19 protein-coding genes and 1 pseudogene are annotated in these 18013 nt (G+C 69.5%); 11 read left to right on the forward strand and 9 right to left on the reverse strand.

Annotation, left to right across the window (positions count from 1 at the left end; genetic code table 11):
• Positions 1 to 4 precede the first annotated feature (4 nt).
• From ACY0PA_RS24125 to ACY0PA_RS24150, 6 genes are all read left to right on the forward strand, one after another.
• Positions 5 to 1648: a hypothetical protein gene (locus ACY0PA_RS24125; RefSeq protein WP_473079777.1), complete on the forward strand. Its 1644-nt coding sequence runs from the start codon at positions 5 to 7 to the stop codon at positions 1646 to 1648.
• 94 nt (positions 1649 to 1742) lie between these two features.
• The gene (locus ACY0PA_RS24130) at positions 1743 to 2378 is read left to right on the forward strand and encodes a hypothetical protein (protein ID WP_473079778.1); all 636 of its coding nucleotides are present in this window, start codon (positions 1743 to 1745) and stop codon (positions 2376 to 2378) included.
• A 14-nt stretch (positions 2379 to 2392) separates the two neighbouring features.
• Positions 2393 to 2575: a hypothetical protein gene (locus tag ACY0PA_RS24135; protein WP_473079779.1), complete on the forward strand. Its 183-nt coding sequence runs from the start codon at positions 2393 to 2395 to the stop codon at positions 2573 to 2575.
• 96 nt (positions 2576 to 2671) lie between these two features.
• Positions 2672 to 3172, forward strand: coding sequence for a BlaI/MecI/CopY family transcriptional regulator (locus tag ACY0PA_RS24140; RefSeq protein ID WP_473086404.1), 501 nt, complete (start codon positions 2672 to 2674; stop codon positions 3170 to 3172).
• A gap of 9 nt (positions 3173 to 3181) precedes the next feature.
• A complete protein-coding gene (locus ACY0PA_RS24145) occupies positions 3182 to 3724 on the forward strand; it encodes an amino-acid N-acetyltransferase (protein ID WP_326711808.1) in 543 nt (180 codons plus the stop codon).
• 238 nt (positions 3725 to 3962) lie between these two features.
• Positions 3963 to 4301 carry a histone-like nucleoid-structuring protein Lsr2 gene (locus ACY0PA_RS24150; RefSeq protein WP_399983457.1) on the forward strand — a complete coding sequence of 113 codons (339 nt, stop codon included), beginning with the start codon at positions 3963 to 3965 and terminating at the stop codon, positions 4299 to 4301.
• Here the strand turns inward: ACY0PA_RS24150 and ACY0PA_RS24155 are convergent.
• Positions 4280 to 4855 carry an SCO3374 family protein gene (locus ACY0PA_RS24155; protein WP_473079780.1) on the reverse strand — a complete coding sequence of 192 codons (576 nt, stop codon included), beginning with the start codon at positions 4853 to 4855 and terminating at the stop codon, positions 4280 to 4282. The two genes, ACY0PA_RS24150 and ACY0PA_RS24155, sit on opposite strands and share 22 nt — an antisense overlap.
• A 442-nt stretch (positions 4856 to 5297) precedes the next feature.
• Here ACY0PA_RS24155 and ACY0PA_RS24160 point away from each other — a divergent pair, with 442 nt between their 5' ends.
• A complete protein-coding gene (locus tag ACY0PA_RS24160; protein WP_473079781.1) occupies positions 5298 to 7826 on the forward strand; it encodes an ATP-dependent Clp protease ATP-binding subunit in 2529 nt (842 codons plus the stop codon).
• Here the strand turns inward: ACY0PA_RS24160 and ACY0PA_RS24165 are convergent.
• Both ACY0PA_RS24165 and ACY0PA_RS24170 read right to left on the reverse strand, forming a co-directional pair.
• A complete protein-coding gene (locus ACY0PA_RS24165) occupies positions 7729 to 8250 on the reverse strand; it encodes an NACHT N-terminal Helical domain 1-containing protein (RefSeq protein ID WP_473086405.1) in 522 nt (173 codons plus the stop codon). The genes ACY0PA_RS24160 and ACY0PA_RS24165 overlap by 98 nt on opposite strands.
• Positions 8251 to 8446: 196 nt before the next feature.
• A pseudogene (locus ACY0PA_RS24170) lies at positions 8447 to 8710 on the reverse strand (hypothetical protein); the annotation flags it as partial.
• A gap of 364 nt (positions 8711 to 9074) precedes the next feature.
• Here ACY0PA_RS24170 and ACY0PA_RS24175 point away from each other — a divergent pair.
• Positions 9075 to 9752 (forward strand): M23 family metallopeptidase, encoded by a 678-nt coding sequence (locus ACY0PA_RS24175; protein WP_473079782.1) that lies wholly within the window; start codon positions 9075 to 9077, stop codon positions 9750 to 9752.
• 68 nt (positions 9753 to 9820) lie between these two features.
• Here ACY0PA_RS24175 and ACY0PA_RS24180 read toward each other — a convergent pair whose 3' ends face one another.
• Positions 9821 to 10393: a TetR/AcrR family transcriptional regulator gene (locus ACY0PA_RS24180; protein ID WP_473079783.1), complete on the reverse strand. Its 573-nt coding sequence runs from the start codon at positions 10391 to 10393 to the stop codon at positions 9821 to 9823.
• Between the two features lie 147 nt (positions 10394 to 10540).
• Between ACY0PA_RS24180 and ACY0PA_RS24185 the strand changes: the two genes are divergently transcribed.
• From ACY0PA_RS24185 to ACY0PA_RS24195, 3 genes are all read left to right on the forward strand, one after another.
• A complete protein-coding gene (locus ACY0PA_RS24185; RefSeq protein WP_473079784.1) occupies positions 10541 to 12280 on the forward strand; it encodes an MDR family MFS transporter in 1740 nt (579 codons plus the stop codon).
• A gap of 144 nt (positions 12281 to 12424) precedes the next feature.
• Positions 12425 to 12892, forward strand: a complete 468-nt coding sequence (locus tag ACY0PA_RS24190) for a helix-turn-helix transcriptional regulator (protein ID WP_473086406.1) — start codon at positions 12425 to 12427, stop codon at positions 12890 to 12892.
• A 52-nt stretch (positions 12893 to 12944) separates the two neighbouring features.
• Positions 12945 to 13391, forward strand: a complete 447-nt coding sequence (locus ACY0PA_RS24195; RefSeq protein ID WP_473079785.1) for a VOC family protein — start codon at positions 12945 to 12947, stop codon at positions 13389 to 13391.
• Positions 13392 to 13437: 46 nt separating this feature from the next.
• On the opposite strand, the gene cseC is transcribed toward ACY0PA_RS24195, so the two are convergent.
• The 5 genes from cseC to ACY0PA_RS24220 form a co-directional block, all read right to left on the reverse strand.
• A complete protein-coding gene (gene cseC / locus ACY0PA_RS24200; protein ID WP_473086407.1) occupies positions 13438 to 14772 on the reverse strand; it encodes a two-component system sensor histidine kinase CseC in 1335 nt (444 codons plus the stop codon).
• Positions 14773 to 14915: 143 nt separating this feature from the next.
• Positions 14916 to 15632, reverse strand: coding sequence for a two-component system response regulator CseB (gene cseB, locus ACY0PA_RS24205; RefSeq protein ID WP_473079786.1), 717 nt, complete (start codon positions 15630 to 15632; stop codon positions 14916 to 14918).
• A gap of 82 nt (positions 15633 to 15714) precedes the next feature.
• Entirely contained in the window at positions 15715 to 16374 is a 660-nt protein-coding gene (locus tag ACY0PA_RS24210) for a hypothetical protein (protein WP_473079787.1), read from the reverse strand.
• Positions 16362 to 16910 carry a SigE family RNA polymerase sigma factor gene (locus tag ACY0PA_RS24215; protein WP_473079788.1) on the reverse strand — a complete coding sequence of 183 codons (549 nt, stop codon included), beginning with the start codon at positions 16908 to 16910 and terminating at the stop codon, positions 16362 to 16364. The genes ACY0PA_RS24210 and ACY0PA_RS24215 overlap by 13 nt, the downstream gene beginning before the upstream one ends.
• Positions 16911 to 17091: 181 nt before the next feature.
• Positions 17092 to 17988 (reverse strand): HhH-GPD family protein, encoded by an 897-nt coding sequence (locus ACY0PA_RS24220; protein WP_473079789.1) that lies wholly within the window; start codon positions 17986 to 17988, stop codon positions 17092 to 17094.
• Between the last annotated feature and the right edge of the window lie 25 nt (positions 17989 to 18013).

An 18013-nucleotide genomic window follows, 5' to 3' on the forward strand; every position in this document is an offset into this window, starting at 1 on the left:
CGGCATGCGATGGACGTGGGGCGAAATGTGGCGTAAGGGCAGACAGCTGGCGGCTGCGACGGCGGCGATCGCGCTGACCGGGGTCGGTCTCACCGGTGCCACGGCCTGGGCCGCAGACCCCACGCCTCCCACACAGTCCTACGCCGTCATCACGGCGCCCGTACAGATAGCCGTCCCGGCGTCGGGCACGTCCATCGCCCCCGGGGTGGGCTACGGCTTCGCCGACGACGGCGTGGACGGGCTCCCACTGCCGGAGAACGCCAAGCTGGTGATCGACGCGAGCGGCCTCGAGGGCATCGCCACGATCAAGGCCAAGAACGACCAGTGCACGGCGGTCGGCGCCGTCGTCACGTGCCTGGACAACGGCAATCTGCACGGCCCGTTCGAGCCCTTCACGCTCAGCGCGGTCGCGGGCACGAAGCCCGGTGACACCGGAACGCTGCGCTACGAGGTCACCGCGGACAAGGCCACCCCCGACACCGAGACCTCCAAGGTCGTCGTCGGCTCCCCGAAGATCCAGGTCGCCGCACTGCCCGCCAGGTCCGGCCTGACGCCCGGCCAGTCCGTCGGCTACCCCGTGGTCCTGCGCAACACCGGCGACCTGCCCACCGAACAGATCACCGTCCGCCTCACCGGCAGCCCGGGCGTCACGTTCGCGGGGAAGCACACCAACTGCCTCTACCTGCCCGGCGACTTCGGCAGGGACGACGCCGACGTGACCTGCGTGTTCAAGACGGCGATCGCCCCGGGTGACACGGTTGGATTCTCCAACCCGCTCGAAGGGTCCCTCGGCAAGGACGCCTTCCACACCTGGACCGACATCACCGCCGAGGCCCTACCGGCCTCCTCCGGTACGGACACCGGCGGCACCCCCGGCAAGGGCGCCGAGCTCACCCTGACCCCCGCCACCGGCAAGGACTTCGCCGACAGCCACCGGGTGACGTACGACGCCGACAACGCCGCCGACTTCCTCGCGGTCGGCGCCGTCCTCGTTCCCGGCAAGAAGGGCTCCACCCACCCGCTCGCCTTCGGCCTGCGCAACGCGGGCCCCGCCGTGGTCGCCCACCCCGACGGCAAGCCCGTGGCCTACGCCGAGGTGAATCTCCCCAAGGGCGTCGTCGCCAAGAGCGTGCGCGTCGACGAGGAGCCCGACGACCAGGCGAGCGGCGACTGCTACACGTACACCGGCGGCAAGACCTCGCCCTTCGAGCCGGGCCACCGCCGCTACCTCTGCCCGGACACCGTCTCCGAGGAGAGCGGCGACGGCCAGATGTACCGCTTCCAGGTCAGTTACGAGAAGGACCTCGCCGCCGGCGCCGCCCGCGGCACGGTCACCGTGCGCCCCGGCGACGGGATCGTCCTGAACGACCCGGACCAGTCGAACGACGAGGCGGCGATCACCGTCGGTGAGGCGTCCTCCTCCCCGTCTCCGCCACCGTCTCCGTCGGCCTCGGGCGGCACCGCGACCCCCTCGCCCTCCGCTTCCGCCACGGTCTCCGTGACGTCGGGTGGCTCGGGGACCTCGGGCATGTCCGGGTCCATGGCGGCGACGGGTGCCGGGTTCCTGCCGTGGCTGACGGCAGCCGCCGCCGCGGCGCTCGGCGTGGGCGCGATCGTGTTCGCCATGTCACGGCGCCGGGCCGAGTGACCTGGATGCCCAGGGGCGGCTGGCCGCGCCCGGAGCCACGCCGCAAATTGGCGGTTAAGCGGATTTTGTCCGTTGTGCTGCGTATCGTCGGCCCATGCCCACGCCCTACGGAAACCGCGGCGGCATGGCGTTCGGTGCTGAAGAACTGCGTGTGCTCCGACGCGCCCTTGCCCTTGCCCTTCACCCGAGTCCCGTCTCCGCCGAGGACATCCAGGACTGCCTCCGGCTCGCCGAGTCGGTCGCCGAGGCGGCCGACGAAGGCGCCCGTATCCGCGCCTTCCTGCTGGCCGACCTCGCCCGCTACCGGGCCGCCCTGCCCGGCACCGCCACCGGCTACCTGGAGCTGCTGGACGAGTCGCTCGCGGCGGGCTATCAGCCCGGCGCCGACGACCTCGCCGCCCTGCGCGCCCTGCGCGGCAACTCCTCCGCCGCCACCCTCCTCGAACGCTGCCGCACGCTCACCGAGCGCGACGTGCGGGCCAGGCTCGAGGGCACGGTGTCCGTGCGCCGGGAAGTGTGCGTCGCGCAGCCCCGGGTACGGGCCTCCCGTACCCGGCTGCTCGCCCTGCCCGGGGGTCTCGCCGCCGCCGGGAAGCCGGCATCCGCCCCCAGGCCCCCGGCGAACCCCCCGGCCCCGCCGCGCCCCATGCCCACCCCGGCCGAGGTCTTCCCGCCCAAGCGCCGCCCCGCGCCCCCCGCGGCCCCGCCGCAGGAGCTCGCCGTCGGATAGCTACTCTGGGGGGCATGGACTACGTCTCCGCGCTCGTGCCCCCCGTAGTGATGGCCGTCTTCTTCCTCGGTCTCATCGTGACGATCGTGAAGTCCCAGGGCGGCGACAGGAAGGCCAAGGAAGACGCGGCCGTCGACGCGGCGATCGCCCGCGCCGAGGCGGCCCGCCAGGCCGGGCCGCAGCCCAGCGACATCTGAGAAGGGCGCCCCACCGGGCGCCCTTTTTGTCGTTATTGGGCGCTTTTTGCCACGTCCGGCGCCCCATTCCCGACTTCTGCCACTAGTGTGCTGCTCGTGCCGCGCCCATTGGGAGAACTCGAAGACGCAGTGATGACACGGGTGTGGAAGTGGAACCGCCCCGTGACGGTTCGCGAAGTCCTGGAAGACCTCCAGCAGGACCGGTCCATCGCCTACACCACGGTCATGACCGTTCTGGACAATCTCCACCAGAAGGGCTGGGTGCGCCGCGAAGCGGAAGGCCGGGCCTATCGATATGAGGCCGTCTCCACTCGCGCCGCCTACTCCGCCGCGCTGATGAACGACGCATGGTCCCAGAGCGACAACCCGGCGGCGGCTCTCGTCGCCTTCTTCGGCATGATGTCGCCGGAACAGCGCCAAGCACTGAGCGATGCCGTGCGCATGGTGCAGGGACCTCAGGCGCAGACCCCCACGACTCAAGAGCCCGAAGCATCTGAAGACTCCGAAGGGCCCGAAGCATCTGAAGGGCCAGAGGGGCCTCAAGGACCCGAAGGCACTGAAGGACCCGAGGAACCGGACCCGGACGCCGGGCGATAGCGTCCGCTCATGCCAGCACAGCTCCCCGAAGTCACCGCAAAAGCAGTCACCGTGCGCAGGGCGAGGACGGCCGATGTGCCGTCCGTGCGCCGACTCCTCGACGCGTACAGCCGCGAGGGGATCCTGCTCGACAAAGCCACCGTGACGCTTTACGAGGACATCCAGGAGTTCTGGGTCGCGGAACGGGACGACAACGCGGAGGTCGTCGGCTGCGGCGCCCTGCATGTCATGTGGGAAGACCTCGCGGAAGTCCGCACCCTCGCCGTGAATCCGGTGGTCAGGGGCGCGGGCGTCGGTCATCAGCTGCTCCAGAAGTTGCTTCAGACCGCGCGCTGGATCGGTGTTCGCCGGGTTTTCTGTCTCACCTTCGAAGTGGAGTTCTTCGCGAACCACGGCTTCGTGGAGATCGGAGAGGCACCCGTCGATACCATCGACACCGATGTCTACAGCGAGCTCTTGCGTTCCTATGACGAGGGTGTCGCGGAGTTCCTCGGTCTCGAACGAGTGAAACCGAACACCTTGGGCAACAGCCGGATGCTTCTGCATCTGTGATCGCCCCCCCGGTATTACTGAGCAGCTGCCTGCCCAGGTGCCCTATGTCCGAAACGCGCATCTTTCCGGGCTTCTCGGGGCGCTTGATCTCTCCTGGATCTCTCCCAGGGGTTTGTGTTTTTCCAGCAAAAGCGGTTTGCTTTCCGACGTACTGCGTACTGCATATAACAAGGGGACGGCGAATCAACGACTGAGGTCGTGGAGTCCGGCCCTACAGATATCGATGAAAGGAAATCCGGTGGCACAGAAGGTTCAGGTCCTTCTTGTCGACGACCTCGACGGTGGCGAGGCGGACGAGACCGTGACGTTCGCGTTGGACGGCAAGACCTACGAGATCGACCTCACCACCGCCAACGCGGACAAGCTCCGCGGACTTCTTGAGCCGTACCTCAAGGGTGGTCGTCGCACCGGAGGCCGTTCCGCCGGCGGACGCGGCAAGGCGCGCGCAGCGGCGGCCGGCGGCAGCCAGGACACGGCGCAGATCCGCGCCTGGGCCAAGGAGAACGGTTACGAGGTCAACGACCGCGGCCGTGTCCCGGCGTCCATCCGTGAGGCCTACGAGAAGGCCAACGGCTGAGCGCAGGCACGTCGCAGCCGGATCCGGTGGCACTGAGTCGCCGCCGTTTCCACCAGCCGTACGAGACCGGGGGCGCCCCCACCGCCCCCAACGGCCGAAAGCGCCGTCAGGGCCGGAAGTGTCGGCTCGACGTCGCATCCGGGCTCGGGGGGCCGCACCCAGACCGCGGCCTCCTGCGGGTCCGGCACTCCCGGGGGCGCGGGCGCGTCGATCCGCCCGCCCGCACCGGCCACGGTGAGATCGAGGGGCAGCGCCCCCCACTCCAGCCAGTCGAGCAGCCCCGGCAGCTCCTCCGCGCTGCCCGCGGCCACCAGCAGGCGCATCGTCTCCCCTTGCAGGGCCACCGGACACCCGGGGTCCAGCCGCCGCAGCACGGCATGTCCCGCCTCCGCGGGCAACTCCAGTACGTCGAAACGCAGCCCCGTCAGCAGCTGAAGGCCCTCGGGGCCCGGCGCGGTGGCCCAGCCGAGCGCGTTCTCGTACCACTCACGCACCGGGTCGCCCGCGTCGAGCGGCCGACGGGGCAGGGGCACGGTGGGCACGATGGAGACCATGTCCGGAGCAACCGCCGGGAACCCTCGCGGGTTACGCAACGTTGTCAGACGAGTGCACAGAGTTTCTCGAATGGGGGCGCGCGGAGCTTTTCGGGGGCGCAAGGATGTTCGCCCGTAGCGGAGGAAACCAGGGCGCGCCGCATGGACTGTCACTGCTAGCGGGTAAGACATCCCTAGTGAGGAGGGGCGACACGTGGGTTCGGGCCGTCTTGCGTTCGCCATCGGCGTACTGATGGTGGGGGTAACTGCCTGGCCTGCGGGAACATCGTCTCGCACCATCGGTGTTGGAGCAGTTGTCGGCGTTCGGGTCAGGAGAACCTTCGAGATGGGGTCCGGGTGTCGGCAGTTGGAATGAGCGGTCCCCGCTTGCGGGACTAAGCTGCGGAAGGACAGGGAGGGGAGCGTCCCCTTACTGCCTGACCGCTCTGAGGAGCGATTAACGATGTTCGAGAGGTTCACCGACCGCGCGCGGCGGGTTGTCGTCCTGGCTCAGGAAGAAGCCCGGATGCTCAACCACAACTACATCGGCACCGAGCACATCCTCCTGGGCCTGATCCATGAGGGTGAGGGTGTCGCCGCTAAGGCCCTGGAGAGCCTCGGGATTTCGCTCGAGGCGGTCCGCCAGCAGGTGGAGGAGATCATCGGCCAGGGCCAGCAGGCCCCGTCCGGGCACATCCCCTTCACCCCCCGTGCCAAGAAGGTCCTGGAGCTGTCGCTCCGCGAGGCCCTTCAGCTGGGCCACAACTACATCGGCACGGAGCACATCCTGCTCGGCCTGATCCGCGAGGGCGAGGGCGTCGCCGCCCAGGTCCTGGTCAAGCTGGGCGCCGATCTCAACCGGGTGCGGCAGCAGGTCATCCAGCTGCTCTCCGGCTACCAGGGCAAGGAGACCGCCGGCGCCAGTGGCGGTCCTGCCGAGGGCACCCCCTCCACGTCCCTGGTCCTCGACCAGTTCGGCCGGAACCTCACGCAGGCCGCCCGCGAATCCAAGCTCGACCCGGTCATCGGGCGCGAGAAGGAGATCGAGCGGGTCATGCAGGTGCTGTCCCGCCGCACGAAGAACAACCCGGTCCTCATCGGCGAGCCCGGCGTCGGCAAGACCGCCGTCGTCGAGGGCCTCGCACAGGCCATCGTCAAGGGCGAGGTGCCCGAGACCCTCAAGGACAAGCACCTCTACACCCTCGACCTGGGCGCGCTGGTCGCCGGTTCCCGCTACCGCGGTGACTTCGAAGAGCGCCTGAAGAAGGTCCTCAAGGAGATCCGCACCCGCGGCGACATCATCCTGTTCATCGACGAGCTGCACACGCTGGTCGGTGCGGGTGCCGCCGAGGGCGCCATCGACGCCGCTTCGATCCTGAAGCCGATGCTGGCCCGCGGTGAGCTGCAGACCATCGGTGCGACCACGCTCGACGAGTACCGCAAGCACCTGGAGAAGGACGCCGCTCTCGAGCGCCGCTTCCAGCCCATCCAGGTCGCGGAGCCGTCGCTGCCGCACACGATCGAGATCCTCAAGGGTCTGCGCGACCGCTACGAGGCCCACCACCGCGTCTCCATCACGGACGAGGCCCTCGTCCAGGCGGCGACGCTGGCCGACCGGTACATCTCGGACCGCTTCCTGCCGGACAAGGCGATCGACCTGATCGACGAGGCCGGTTCCCGGATGCGCATCCGCCGGATGACCGCGCCGCCGGACCTGCGCGAGTTCGACGAGAAGATCGCGGGTGTGCGCCGCGACAAGGAGTCGGCCATCGACTCCCAGGACTTCGAGAAGGCAGCTTCGCTCCGCGACAAGGAGAAGCAGCTGCTCGCCGGGAAGGCCAAGCGCGAGAAGGAGTGGAAGGCCGGCGACATGGACGTCGTCGCCGAGGTCGACGGCGATCTGATCGCCGAGGTCCTCGCGACCGCGACCGGCATTCCCGTCTTCAAGCTGACCGAGGAGGAGTCCTCGCGTCTGCTGCGCATGGAGGACGAGCTCCACAAGCGCGTCATCGGCCAGAAGGACGCCGTCAAGGCGCTCTCGAAGGCGATCCGCCGTACGCGTGCCGGTCTGAAGGACCCGAAGCGCCCCGGTGGCTCGTTCATCTTCGCGGGCCCGTCCGGTGTCGGTAAGACCGAGCTGTCGAAGGCGCTCGCCGAGTTCCTCTTCGGTGACGAGGACGCGCTGATCTCCCTCGACATGTCGGAGTTCAGCGAGAAGCACACGGTCTCGCGTCTCTTCGGTTCGCCCCCCGGTTACGTGGGCTACGAAGAGGGCGGCCAGCTGACGGAGAAGGTGCGGCGCAAGCCGTTCTCGGTGGTCCTCTTCGACGAGGTCGAGAAGGCCCACCCGGACATCTTCAACTCGCTCCTTCAGATCCTGGAGGACGGTCGCCTGACCGACTCCCAGGGCCGGGTCGTGGACTTCAAGAACACGGTCATCATCATGACGACCAACCTCGGCACGCGGGACATCTCGAAGGGCTTCAACCTCGGCTTCGCGGCCCAGGGCGACACGAAGTCCAACTACGAGCGCATGAAGAACAAGGTCTCGGACGAGCTCAAGCAGCACTTCCGCCCCGAGTTCCTCAACCGTGTGGACGACGTCGTCGTCTTCCCGCAGCTGACCCAGGACGACATCCTCCAGATCGTCGACCTGATGATCGGCAAGGTCGACGAGCGCCTCAAGGACCGGGACATGGGCATCGAGCTCAGCCAGTCCGCGAAGGAGCTCCTGGCCAAGAAGGGTTACGACCCCGTGCTCGGCGCGCGTCCGCTGCGTCGCACGATCCAGCGTGAGGTCGAGGACTCGCTCTCCGAGAAGATCCTCTTCGGCGAGCTGCGTCCGGGCCACATCGTGGTCGTCGACACGGAGGGCGAGGGTGACGCCAAGACGTTCACCTTCCGCGGCGAGGAGAAGTCCACGCTGCCGGACGTCCCGCCGATCGAGCAGGCGGCCGGCGGAGCCGGGCCGAATCTGAGCAAGGAGGCGTAACCCTTCGGGGACGCGCTGAGACGAAGGGGCTGCCCCGGGACTTCGGTCCTGGGGCAGCCCCTTCGTCGCGCTCCCGGTCAGCGGCCCCACCGGTGGAGGTGACGTCGGCCTGCGGGAAGAGGCCGGCGTACACGTCGTCCGGTGCCGGTGCCGCGTCCTCGGCGAAGTAGAGGCGCACCTCGTGCGCGCACGGGACGTGGTGACGCGGTTGTGGCGCTGCGCGAGGTGGGGTGCGCGTGATCAGCGCGTCCACCTGGGCGGTCAGCTCGGACTGGGCGCGGCTCTGCTCGACCGGCGTGCGGGCCACGAACGTGGAGCGCTGGGTGAAGAAATGCAGGATGTGCAGGCAGGCCCACTCCGTGACCGAGTCGAGGAAGTAGACGGTGCCGGCGGTGAGGCCAGGCGCGGGGGCCGAGTCGCGCAGGCTGCGGGCCGGCTGCCGGCTGCCGGTGGCCGATGCGCCGCCTGGAGGCCGTCCATGTCCAGGTCGCCGAGGGCGAGGAGCCTGCGGGGCGAGGGCGGCCGTGAGCGCCTCCTGCTCGTCCGCGGAGAACGGGAGCTCGCCCGGAGGATTGCACGGCCTCCCGCACCAGACGGGCGGCCAGGTGCCCGACCTCCTTCTCCCCGAGGGTCCGCTTCTCGCCGCGGAAGGTGACGAGGTCCGAGAGGCGTACGGGCTTGTCCACCACGCCCGCGCCGGGGCCGTCGCGGGTGAGGAGCTGCTTCACCAGAGAGGCGAGAGCACGCTCGACGCCAGGCGCGTGCCGAGGACTGCGGGAGCCATCTGTGTTCCCCCCCCCGAAGGCCGTGAAACCAGGCGTTTCAGCGTAGCCCGCGTCACATTCGCGGGGCTTTGGATCTTGCCTCCCGGTGACATGGCGCACAGGCGTTTTGTCCGGTACTAGCCGCAATAGTGGGTGCGTTGTGTGGGTGGGGGGTTGTCACGGCATCGATGGGTTATGCCGAAATGTCCGTTTCTTGGATCTGTGGGGTGCGCGTCCGGTGGGCCTTGGGACGCAAGGGCGTGAAGTGGCCCTAAACCCGGAATCGGGGCATAAAACCGACAGATCGCAGGGAGTCTTCGGGGGCTGTCAAGAGGTTGAAGTCCTGACCTTTTGGTACGGCTTTGGGTAGTAGATGGGCCCTTTGAGTCGAGATGGGGTCCCGGGTTACCAATGAACAGCCAGCCCGGCACGTCACCAACGAGTGCCGGTCTGTCCCTGTCATCAACGCGGAGGTAATCCCCGAATGTCGAAGCGCACCATGACTCTTTCTTCTGGCTCGTCCCTGCTCCGTACTCGGGCGGCCGTCGTGACCGTCGCCCTGGGAGCCACGGCGCTGCTGGGGGCCGGGGCCGCGGTCGCCGCCGAAAGCACTCAGGGAAGCGTCGCGCTGCCCGGCGTCACCGCGGCTTCCGTCGAGGCGCAGGCCAAGGCGCAGGCCAAGGCCGCCGACCAGGCGAAGCAGCACGCCGCGACGGTCAAGAAGACCGCCGCGAAGAAGGCCACCAGCTGGATGGACCCGGTCAAGAACTACAAGCTGTCCGCGGGCTTCGGCCTCGGCGGCAACATGTGGTCGCACAAGCACTCCGGCCAGGACTTCGCCGTGCCGGTCGGCACGAACGTCATGGCCGCCCACGGCGGCACCGTCGTCAAGGCCGGCCCCAACGGCGGCGGCGACGGCCCGGCGTACGGCAACGCCATCGTGATCAAGCACGGCAACGGCACGTACTCGCAGTACGCGCACCTGTCCCGCATAGACGTGCGCATAGGCCAGACGGTCTCCACCGGACAGCACATCGCGCTCTCCGGCAACACCGGTAACTCCAGCGGCCCGCACCTGCACTTCGAGATCCGCACGACCCCGAACTACGGTTCCGCGGTCAACCCGGTCAACTTCCTGCGCTCGGTCGGCGTCACCGTCTGACCTGCACAAGCGAGCTCATCTGCGTAAGCGAGCTCACCCGCGCGAAGAGCACAACTGCATGACAGAACTCAGGCGCCCCGCTGCGCCTGGGTGATGAGATCGGTGGCGACCTCGAGGATGGCCTTGCGCTTTTCCTCGGGGTCGCCTTCGACGTCCTTGAGGACGAACAGGCCCGCGTGCATCGAGAAGATCGCGCTGAAGCAGCGGACCCGCTCCGTCAGGGTGGCGTCCTGGGGCAGGAGCTGGTCGAGGAGCGCCTTCATGCGGTCCTTGAAGAGCTCGCCGATGCTCAGCTCGCGCATGGTCGCCTGGTTCTCCTGCATGAAGCGGAACAGCGGCCCCGCCCCGTGCAGCGCCAGACTGTAGCGCTCCATGAGCTCCTGCTTGGTCTCCAGGGTCCTGGGCTGCTCCCGGCCCCACTCGATCAGCTCGTCGATGGGCCGCGTCAGATCCTCGAAGAGGCTGACGACGATGTCTTCCTTGGTCTTGAAGTGGTAGTAGAGCGCTGCCTTGGTGACGTCGAGGTGCTCGGCGATCTCGCGCAGCGAGGTCTTCTCGTAGCCCTGCTCGGCGAACAGTTCCAGCGCCACGTCCTGGATGCGCTGCCGCGTGTTCCCGCGGCGCTGCTTGCTGCTGCCCATCTGTGGCTGCTCCTTCGTGCTGGTGGCGGGCCTTGGGAGAAAACTTACTTGACGCCCGGCTAGTTAGCGCTCTATCTTCCCTCAGTGTAGTCAGCTTGCCGGGCGGCAAGTAAGTATCGGCAGGTAAGTAACCGGGGAGTGGGGATCATGGCGGAGACCGGAACAGTGGCGGCGGTGGACACCGGCGGGGGCGGCGAGGCGGCCACCAAGGAGCGGCAGCCGCGCAGCGTGCGTGTCGTCCTGATGGCATTGATGATCGCGATGCTGCTCGCGATGCTGGACAACATGATCGTCGGCACCGCGATGCCCACGATCGTCGCCGACCTGGGCGGCCTCGAACACCTCTCGTGGGTCGTGACCGCGTACACGCTCGCGACCGCCGCCTCGACCCCCATCTGGGGCAAGGTCGGCGACATGTACGGCAGGAAGGGCGCCTTCCTGACCTCGATCGTGATCTTCCTGATCGGCTCCGGGCTCAGCGGCATGGCCCAAGACATGAACCAGCTCATCGCGTTCCGCGCGATCCAGGGTCTCGGCGCCGGTGGCCTGATGGTCGGCGTCATGGCCATCATCGGTGACCTGATTCCGCCGCGGGAACGCGGCAAGTACCAGGGCATGATGGCCGGCGTCATGGCGCTCGCCATGATCGGCGGACCGCTCGTCGGCGGCGCAATCACCGACAACTGGGGCTGGCGCTGGTCCTTCTACATCAACCTGCCGCTCGGCCTTGTCGCCCTCGCCATGGTCACCGCGGTCCTGCACCTGCCGAAGAAGCGGTCGAAGGGGAAGATCGACTACCTCGGCGCCGCGCTGCTCACCGTCGGCATCACCTCGATCGTGCTCGTGACGACCTGGGGCGGCTCGCAGTACGCCTGGGGCTCCGCCGTGATCATGGAGCTCGCCGCGATCGGTGTCGCCGCGCTCGTCGGCTTCCTCTTCGTCCAGACGAAGGCAGCCGAGCCGATCATGCCGCTGCACATCTTCCGCAGCCGCAACTTCACGGTCATGTCCCTCATCGGCTTCGTCACCGGCTTCGTGATGTTCGGCGCCGTGCTCTTCCTGCCGCTGTACCAGCAGACGGTGCAGGGTGCGAACGCGACCAACTCCGGCCTGCTGCTCCTGCCGATGCTGCTCTCGATGATGGTCGTCTCGCTGGTCGCGGGCCGGGTCACCACCAACACCGGCAAGTACAAGGTCTTCCCGCTGGTCGGCAGCGTCCTGATGGTGGGCGGACTCTTCCTGCTCGCACAGATGGACACGGACACCACGCGGTTCACGTCCGGCCTCTACATGGCCGTGCTCGGCGCGGGCATGGGCTGCCTGATGCAGATCACGATGCTGGTCGCGCAGAACAGCGTCGAGATGAAGGACATGGGCGTCGCCTCGTCCTCCACCACCCTGTTCCGTACGCTCGGCTCCTCCTTCGGCGTCGCGATCATGGGCGCGCTCTTCAACAACCGCGTCCAGGACGTGATGGCCGAGCGGGCCGGGGCGCTGGGCGGCAAGGTCACGCAGGAGTCCACGCAGCTGACCGCCGAGGGCCTGGCCAAGCTGCCGGCCGTGGCGCGTGACGCCTACCAGCACGCGGTGTCGGCCGGTACGCACTCGGCGTTCCTGCTCGGCTCGATCATCGCGGTGGCGGCGCTGATCGCGGCGGTCTTCGTGAAGGAGGTGCCGCTGCGGGGCGCGGGCCCCGCCAAGGCGGCGCCGGGCTCTGCCGAGGCCGCGGGTCCCGCGGACGCGGAGCCGGTCGACATGGCCAAGGCCGCTGCGGCTGCGGACGGTACAGCTGAGACCGGTACCGCCACGGCCGACGCGAAGCCGGTCGAGGGGGTCGCGGCTGGGGACGCCGCGGCGGACGGCAGGACGGTCTCCGAGACCGTCTGAGCGGGTCGTCCCGATCCTCCTCGGCTTGATGAAGGCCTCCGGTGCGCTGATGTACACCGGGGGCCTTCGCCGTGCCGGGGCTGTTGCCGACTCGGAGCGGGGCCGTTGTCGGTGGGGCGTGCCAGCATCGACGGCGTGGAGAAATTGCGGCAGCTGCGGCTCGCCAAGGACGCGATGGACCGCGACTGGGCCGAGGCGGACCTCGACCTGGACGCGGTGGCGGCGCATGCCGGCTATTCGCGCTACCACTTCGTGCGGTGCTTCAAGGAGGCGTACGGGGAGACGCCCGGGCAGTATCTGACGCGCCGCCGGATCGAGCGGGCGGAGGAGATGCTGAGAACGGCGGACCTGTCGGTCACGGAGATCTGCGGCCTGGTGGGGTTCAGCAGCCTCGGCACGTTCTCGTCCCGGTTCAAGAGACAGACGGGCCTGACGCCGAGCGAGTACCGGGCGAAGCATGTGGGGCGCGGGGCGGCGCTCATCCCGGGGTGTTACGCGATGTTGTGGGCCGGCGGCTTCCCCGGCAGGGGGCCTTCCGGCGGTACGGGTCCGGCGGCCGGCGAGGAGCGCAATTCTGGAGAAGCGGGGGCGGTGGGTGACTGCCTACGGTGACAGGGCACGGCCGGACTCCCCGGCGCGTGGCCCGAACTACGCGGAGCGCATCATGATCAAGGGACTCGCCATTTCCACCGTCTGGGTTCTCGACCAGGACCGGGCCAAGGAGTTCTACACCGAGAAGCTGGGGCTCGAGGTGCGCACGGACATGACCATGGGCGAGGGCGGTATGCGCTGGCTGACCGTGGGCGCCAAGGACCAGCCGGACGTCGAGCTGACGCTGATGGTGCCCGGGGTGCCCGCTATGGACCCCGAGTCGGCCGAGGCCGTGAAGAAGCTGGTCTCCAAGGGCATCCTCGGGGCCGGCGTCCTGGTCACGGACGACATCCACGGGGACTACGCGAAGCTCAAGGAGCGCGGGGTCCAGTTCCTCCAGGAGCCGAAGGAGCGCCCGTACGGGACCGAGGCGATCTTCCGCGACGACTCCGGCAACTGGTTCTCGTTCACGCAGCGGAACGAAGGGCTCGACCTCGAGAAGGAGTGGGCCACCAGCTAGGGGCATCCGGCGGATCATGGCCGGGACCTCCCGTTCGGAGCCGCCCTCAGTCCGGCAGCCGCAGCATCGGGAAGCTTCCCGTGTCTGTCGGCGCGTGTTCCGGCAGCCACAGCACGGCGACCGCGCCCTCGGCCGGAGTCTTTGACGGAGCGCCCGGCGGGCGCACGTTGCGGAACGTGAGGCGGGCGCCGAGTACGCGCGCCTGGCCCGCCGCGATCGTCAGGCCGAGGCCGTGCCCGTGGCCCGCGCGGTCCGCCGCGCCCGTACGGAAGCGGCTCGGCCCCTCGTCGAGCAGCTCCTCCGGGAACCCGGGTCCGTGATCGCGCACGCGCACCACCCGGCCCTCGACGCTGACCTCGACCGGCGGCCTGCCGTGCTTCGCGGCGTTGTCAAGGAGGTTGAAGAGGATGCGTTCGAGGCGGCGCGGGTCGGTGGTGACCTCCGACTCGTGCACCACGCTCACCCGTACGTCCGCGTGGCGCGCGCCGATCCGCCGCGTCACGAACTCGCCCAGCAGCAGGTCCTGGAGTTCGGCCCGCTCGGCCGCGCTGTCCAGACGCGCCACTTCGAGCACGTCCTCGACGAGCGTGCGCATCGCCTGGGCCCGGTCCTTGACCAGCTCGCTCGGGCGTCCGGGCGGCAGCAGCTCGGCCGCGGTGAGCAGCCCGGTCACCGGCGTACGCAGCTCGTGCGCGATGTCCGCGGTGACCCGGCGCTCGGCCTCAAGACGCTGCTTCAGGGCGTCGGCCATCGCGTCGACGGCCTGTGCGAGATCGTCGGTCTCGTCGCGTACGACGCCGCCGATGGCGTCCCCGACCCGTACGTCGGTCCGCCCCTGCGCGACCTCCCGGGCCGCGAGCGCCGCCTTGCGCAGGCGCCGTGACACCTGTCCGCCGATCAGTACTCCGAGGGCGCAGCCCCCGAAGACCACCGAGATCGAGCCGATGATCAGGGCCTGGTCGAGGTCCTTCATGACGGTGGCGCTGCGGTCGGTGAAGCGGGTGTGCACGGACAGCAGGCGCCCGTCGCCCAGCGGGACCGCGGCCCAGATGTCGGGTACGCCGCCGCCCTGTTCGGAGACGAAGGTGGCGCGCCGGCCGGCCATCGCCCTCTTCCGCAGGTCAGGGGGTATGCCCGGGTCGTCGACCTTGAAGCCGACGGGGAGGCCGCGCCCGGTGGCCTCGTACTGGCGCGCCACGAACTGGATGCGTTCGTCCTGCACGTCGCGCGCGTTGTCCAGCATCGAGACCCGCGCCGCGTTGTGCACGACCAGGCTCAGGGCGAGAGCGACGAGCGCTCCCACCAAGGCGATGGCGACGCTGATCTTCCAGCGCACCCCGGTGTGCAGTGCCGGGCGCAGCCGTCTCAGCGGCAGCCGCATCGGCTGCCCGAGCCGGGCGCGCACGGTCGCGGCGGCCCCCCTCATATCCCGATCCCGTTCCTCGTCGGACAGTGAACGACCCGGCCGGCCCATGGACCGGCCGAGTCAACGGTTCTCCCGACACCCCGCCCCGGCACGGCCCGTCAGGCCTTGAGCTTGTAGCCGAAGCCGCGGACCGTCTCGATCCGGTCCTGGCCGATCTTCGTGCGCAGCCGCTGCACATGGACGTCGACGACGCGGGTGTCCCCGCCCCAGCCGTAGTCCCACACGCGCTCCAGGAGCTTGTCGCGGGAGAGGACGGTGCCGGGCGCGGACGAGAACTCCAGGAGCAGCCGCATCTCCGTCGGCGTCAGCGCGACCGTGGCCCCGTCCTTGCGGACCTCCATGCCCTCGGTGTCGATCTCCAGATCGCCGAACTGCAGGACACCGCCGTTCCCGGCGGAGGCGTCGGGGACGGCCGGCGCCGCACCGGACGCCGACCCGCTCGCATGCCCGAAGCGCCGCAGGACGGCCCGGATCCGCGCCACGAGGACAGCCCCGTCGAACGGCTTGGTCACGTAGTCGTCCGCGCCCGCCTCCAGGCCGAGCACCACGTCGATCGAGTCGGCCCGCGCCGACAGCATGATCACGGGGACGGTGGACTCGTCCCGGATGCGGCGGCACAGGCTCACGCCGTCCAGGCCCGGCACCATCACGTCGAGCAGCGCGATGTCGGGCCGGTCGGCGCGGAACGCATCGAGGCCCGCGAGGCCGTCGGGCATGGCTGTGACCACGAAGCCGTCCCGCTCCAGGGCGAGCTGGGTGGCCTCGCGGATGACGTCGTCGTCCTCGACGAAGAGGACGTGGGTGTGCTCTGCCATCCGAATCCGCTGCTCCTGTCACGTCGTCCGCGTGGTGAAAGTGTCCGTCATCCGCATGGCCGGGGCTGCCCGGCCCGGCCGCTCAGTTGTCGGACGGCTCGGGCGTGTCCCCGTTCACCGCGTTGCTGTAGTCGTTGTGCGTCCTGGCCTGCTCGACGAACCGGCCGGTGGTCCAGCGGTACGTCAGGACGTCCTCACCCGAGGGATACGCCACCGAGTCGCCCTTCTCGTACACCTGCTTGGTGACGACGAGGTCGCCCCGGTCTATCTCCGCGTACACCGGAGGCTCCTCGGCCTTGAAGACGTTCTCGTACTTCCCACCGGTGTCGCGGTACACGTAGCTGCCGATGCTGACGGCGTCTCCGCAGGTCATGACGTTGACCACGACGTCGCTCGACGTGTTCCCCGTCAGGTTCCCGTAGGACACGTCGACCGGGTACTCCTTCCCCACGCACGGCTTGAGGTCGCGCTTGACCTCCGGGCTCACCGCCGGGTCGTCCTTGACGAGCCGGACGGCGTTCACCTGCTTGGGCGCGGGCGACGAGGCCGGGGAGGACGGCAGGGCCTTCGGGGCGGCCGAGCCCACCGCGTCGGAGCGGGCGGGCCCCTCGTCGCGGGCGCCGGTGCCGCCGGCCGAGCAGGCGGTGAGTGCGCCGAGGGAAAGGCCGACGGCGGCGAGCGCGGCCACCGCCGTACTCCCCGCCTTCAGGACCCGAGCGGCACGTATGCCTAGGCCGCGCAACGCTCCGTCTCCTCCCGTTCGAGCGCGCGGTGGCCGGACTCGTGGCGGTTCCGGCTCTCCAGCTCCTCGCGGAGCCGGGCCAGCGCCCGGTGCAGCGTGCTCTTCACAGTTCCGGCCGACATGCCGAGTGCGGCGGCCGTCTCCTCTGTGGACATCTGCTCCCAGTGTCGCAGCACCACGACACTGCGCTGCTTGGGAGCCAGCACCTTCATGATGTCCATGAGGAGCGCGCGGTCGGCGTGCTGCTCGGTCGAGTCGTCGATGCTCGCGTCGGGCAGCTGCTCGGTGGGCACCTCTTCGAGCTTGCGGGCGCGCCACCACTCCGTACGCGTATTGATCATGACGCGGCGCAGATAGGCGTCGGCGAGACGCTTGTCGGCTATGCCGTCCCAGCGGCCGTACGTGCGCACCAGCGCGGTCTGGAGCAGGTCCTGGGCGTCGACGGGGTCCGGCACGAGACGCCGGGCGCTGCGCAGCAGGGCGTCCTGCCGAGTGCGGACGTACTCCTCGAACTCGAGCACCTCGCCGTGCGCCATGCCAACCGCCTCCCGTTCGCGAACCGTTCGCGCTTTCCCTGTCCGTCACCTGTAGGTGATCGGTACACGGGAGAAGCTACGGAGGCGTTGTCACGGGGTTGTCCGCTTCAGCCTGCGGCGGGCGCACGGCTGTCCGTCGGTTGTGTAACAGACGTAAGACGTGGGTAAACCCGTACGCCCGTCAGTTCAGCGGCAGCCGGTAGAAGCCGTCCGGCATCGGCTCCACGAGCCCGTCCGCCACGAGCCCGTCGAGGGCGCGCGCCCGCTGCACCGGCTCGTCCCACACGCGGTCCAACGCCGCCTGGGGAACGGGCGAGACGGCCTCCCGCAGCACGGCGAGCAGCTTCCCGCGCACCTGCCGGTCCGTGCCCGCGTACGTCTGCCCGCGCCGGGGCGGACCGACGTGGTCGGGCTTGCCGGCGAGCCGCCAGGCGCACTGGGCGGCGATGGGACAGCGGTGGCAACTCTCGTTCTTCGCCGTGCAGATGAGGGCGCCGAGCTCCATGGAGGCCGCGGCCCAGCGCGAGGCCGTCGACTCCTGCTCGGGCAACAGGGCGCGGGCGAGTTTGCGTTCGGCCGCGGTCGTGGCGTTCGGGGGGTACTGCACACCGCTCACGGCGCGCGCGAACACACGCCGCACGTTCGTGTCGAGGACGGCGTGCCGCTGCCCGTACGCGAAGGAGGCCACGGCGGCGGCCGTGTACTCACCGATGCCGGGCAGCGCGAGGAGCTGGGCGTGAGCCCTGGGTACGTCGCCGTTGTGCCGCTCCGTTATGGCGACGGCCGCGCCGTGCAGCCGCAGGGCGCGGCGCGGATAGCCGAGCCTGCCCCAGGCGCGCACGGCCTCGCCGGGCGCCTCCTTGGCCAGATCGGCGGGGCGCGGCCACCGCGCGAGCCACTGCTCGTACACGGGAAGGACGCGGCTCACCGGCGTCTGCTGGAGCATGAACTCGCTGACCATCACACCCCAGGGACCCGCGTCGGGGCGGCGCCACGGCAGGTCGCGGGCATTCTCCGCGAACCAGTCGATGACGGGGGCGTGCAGGGACTCGGTGCTGGTGTTCGTGGGCGCAGTCATGGCAGGACGATCCTGCCACGGGGAG

Source organism: Streptomyces sp. DS1-CR2, from assembly GCF_055760475.1.

Bases quoted from the DNA above. Each gene is read 5' to 3' on its own strand.
- ACY0PA_RS24215 (WP_473079788.1), bottom strand. From the start codon at position 16,910: ATGGCGCACGGCGAGGTGCTCGAGTTCGAGGAGTACGTCCGCACTCGG.
- ACY0PA_RS24175 (WP_473079782.1), top strand. From the start codon at position 9,075: ATGTCGAAGCGCACCATGACTCTTTCTTCTGGCTCGTCCCTGCTCCGT.
- cseB (WP_473079786.1), bottom strand. From the start codon at position 15,632: ATGGCAGAGCACACCCACGTCCTCTTCGTCGAGGACGACGACGTCATC.
- ACY0PA_RS24130 (WP_473079778.1), top strand. From the start codon at position 1,743: ATGCCCACGCCCTACGGAAACCGCGGCGGCATGGCGTTCGGTGCTGAA.
- ACY0PA_RS24195 (WP_473079785.1), top strand. From the start codon at position 12,945: ATGATCAAGGGACTCGCCATTTCCACCGTCTGGGTTCTCGACCAGGAC.
- ACY0PA_RS24125 (WP_473079777.1), top strand. From the start codon at position 5: ATGCGATGGACGTGGGGCGAAATGTGGCGTAAGGGCAGACAGCTGGCG.
- ACY0PA_RS24180 (WP_473079783.1), bottom strand. From the start codon at position 10,393: ATGGGCAGCAGCAAGCAGCGCCGCGGGAACACGCGGCAGCGCATCCAG.
- ACY0PA_RS24145 (WP_326711808.1), top strand. From the start codon at position 3,182: ATGCCAGCACAGCTCCCCGAAGTCACCGCAAAAGCAGTCACCGTGCGC.
- ACY0PA_RS24160 (WP_473079781.1), top strand. From the start codon at position 5,298: ATGTTCGAGAGGTTCACCGACCGCGCGCGGCGGGTTGTCGTCCTGGCT.
- ACY0PA_RS24220 (WP_473079789.1), bottom strand. From the start codon at position 17,988: ATGACTGCGCCCACGAACACCAGCACCGAGTCCCTGCACGCCCCCGTC.
- cseC (WP_473086407.1), bottom strand. From the start codon at position 14,772: ATGCGGCTGCCGCTGAGACGGCTGCGCCCGGCACTGCACACCGGGGTG.
- ACY0PA_RS24155 (WP_473079780.1), bottom strand. From the start codon at position 4,855: ATGGTCTCCATCGTGCCCACCGTGCCCCTGCCCCGTCGGCCGCTCGAC.
- ACY0PA_RS24135 (WP_473079779.1), top strand. From the start codon at position 2,393: ATGGACTACGTCTCCGCGCTCGTGCCCCCCGTAGTGATGGCCGTCTTC.
- ACY0PA_RS24185 (WP_473079784.1), top strand. From the start codon at position 10,541: ATGGCGGAGACCGGAACAGTGGCGGCGGTGGACACCGGCGGGGGCGGC.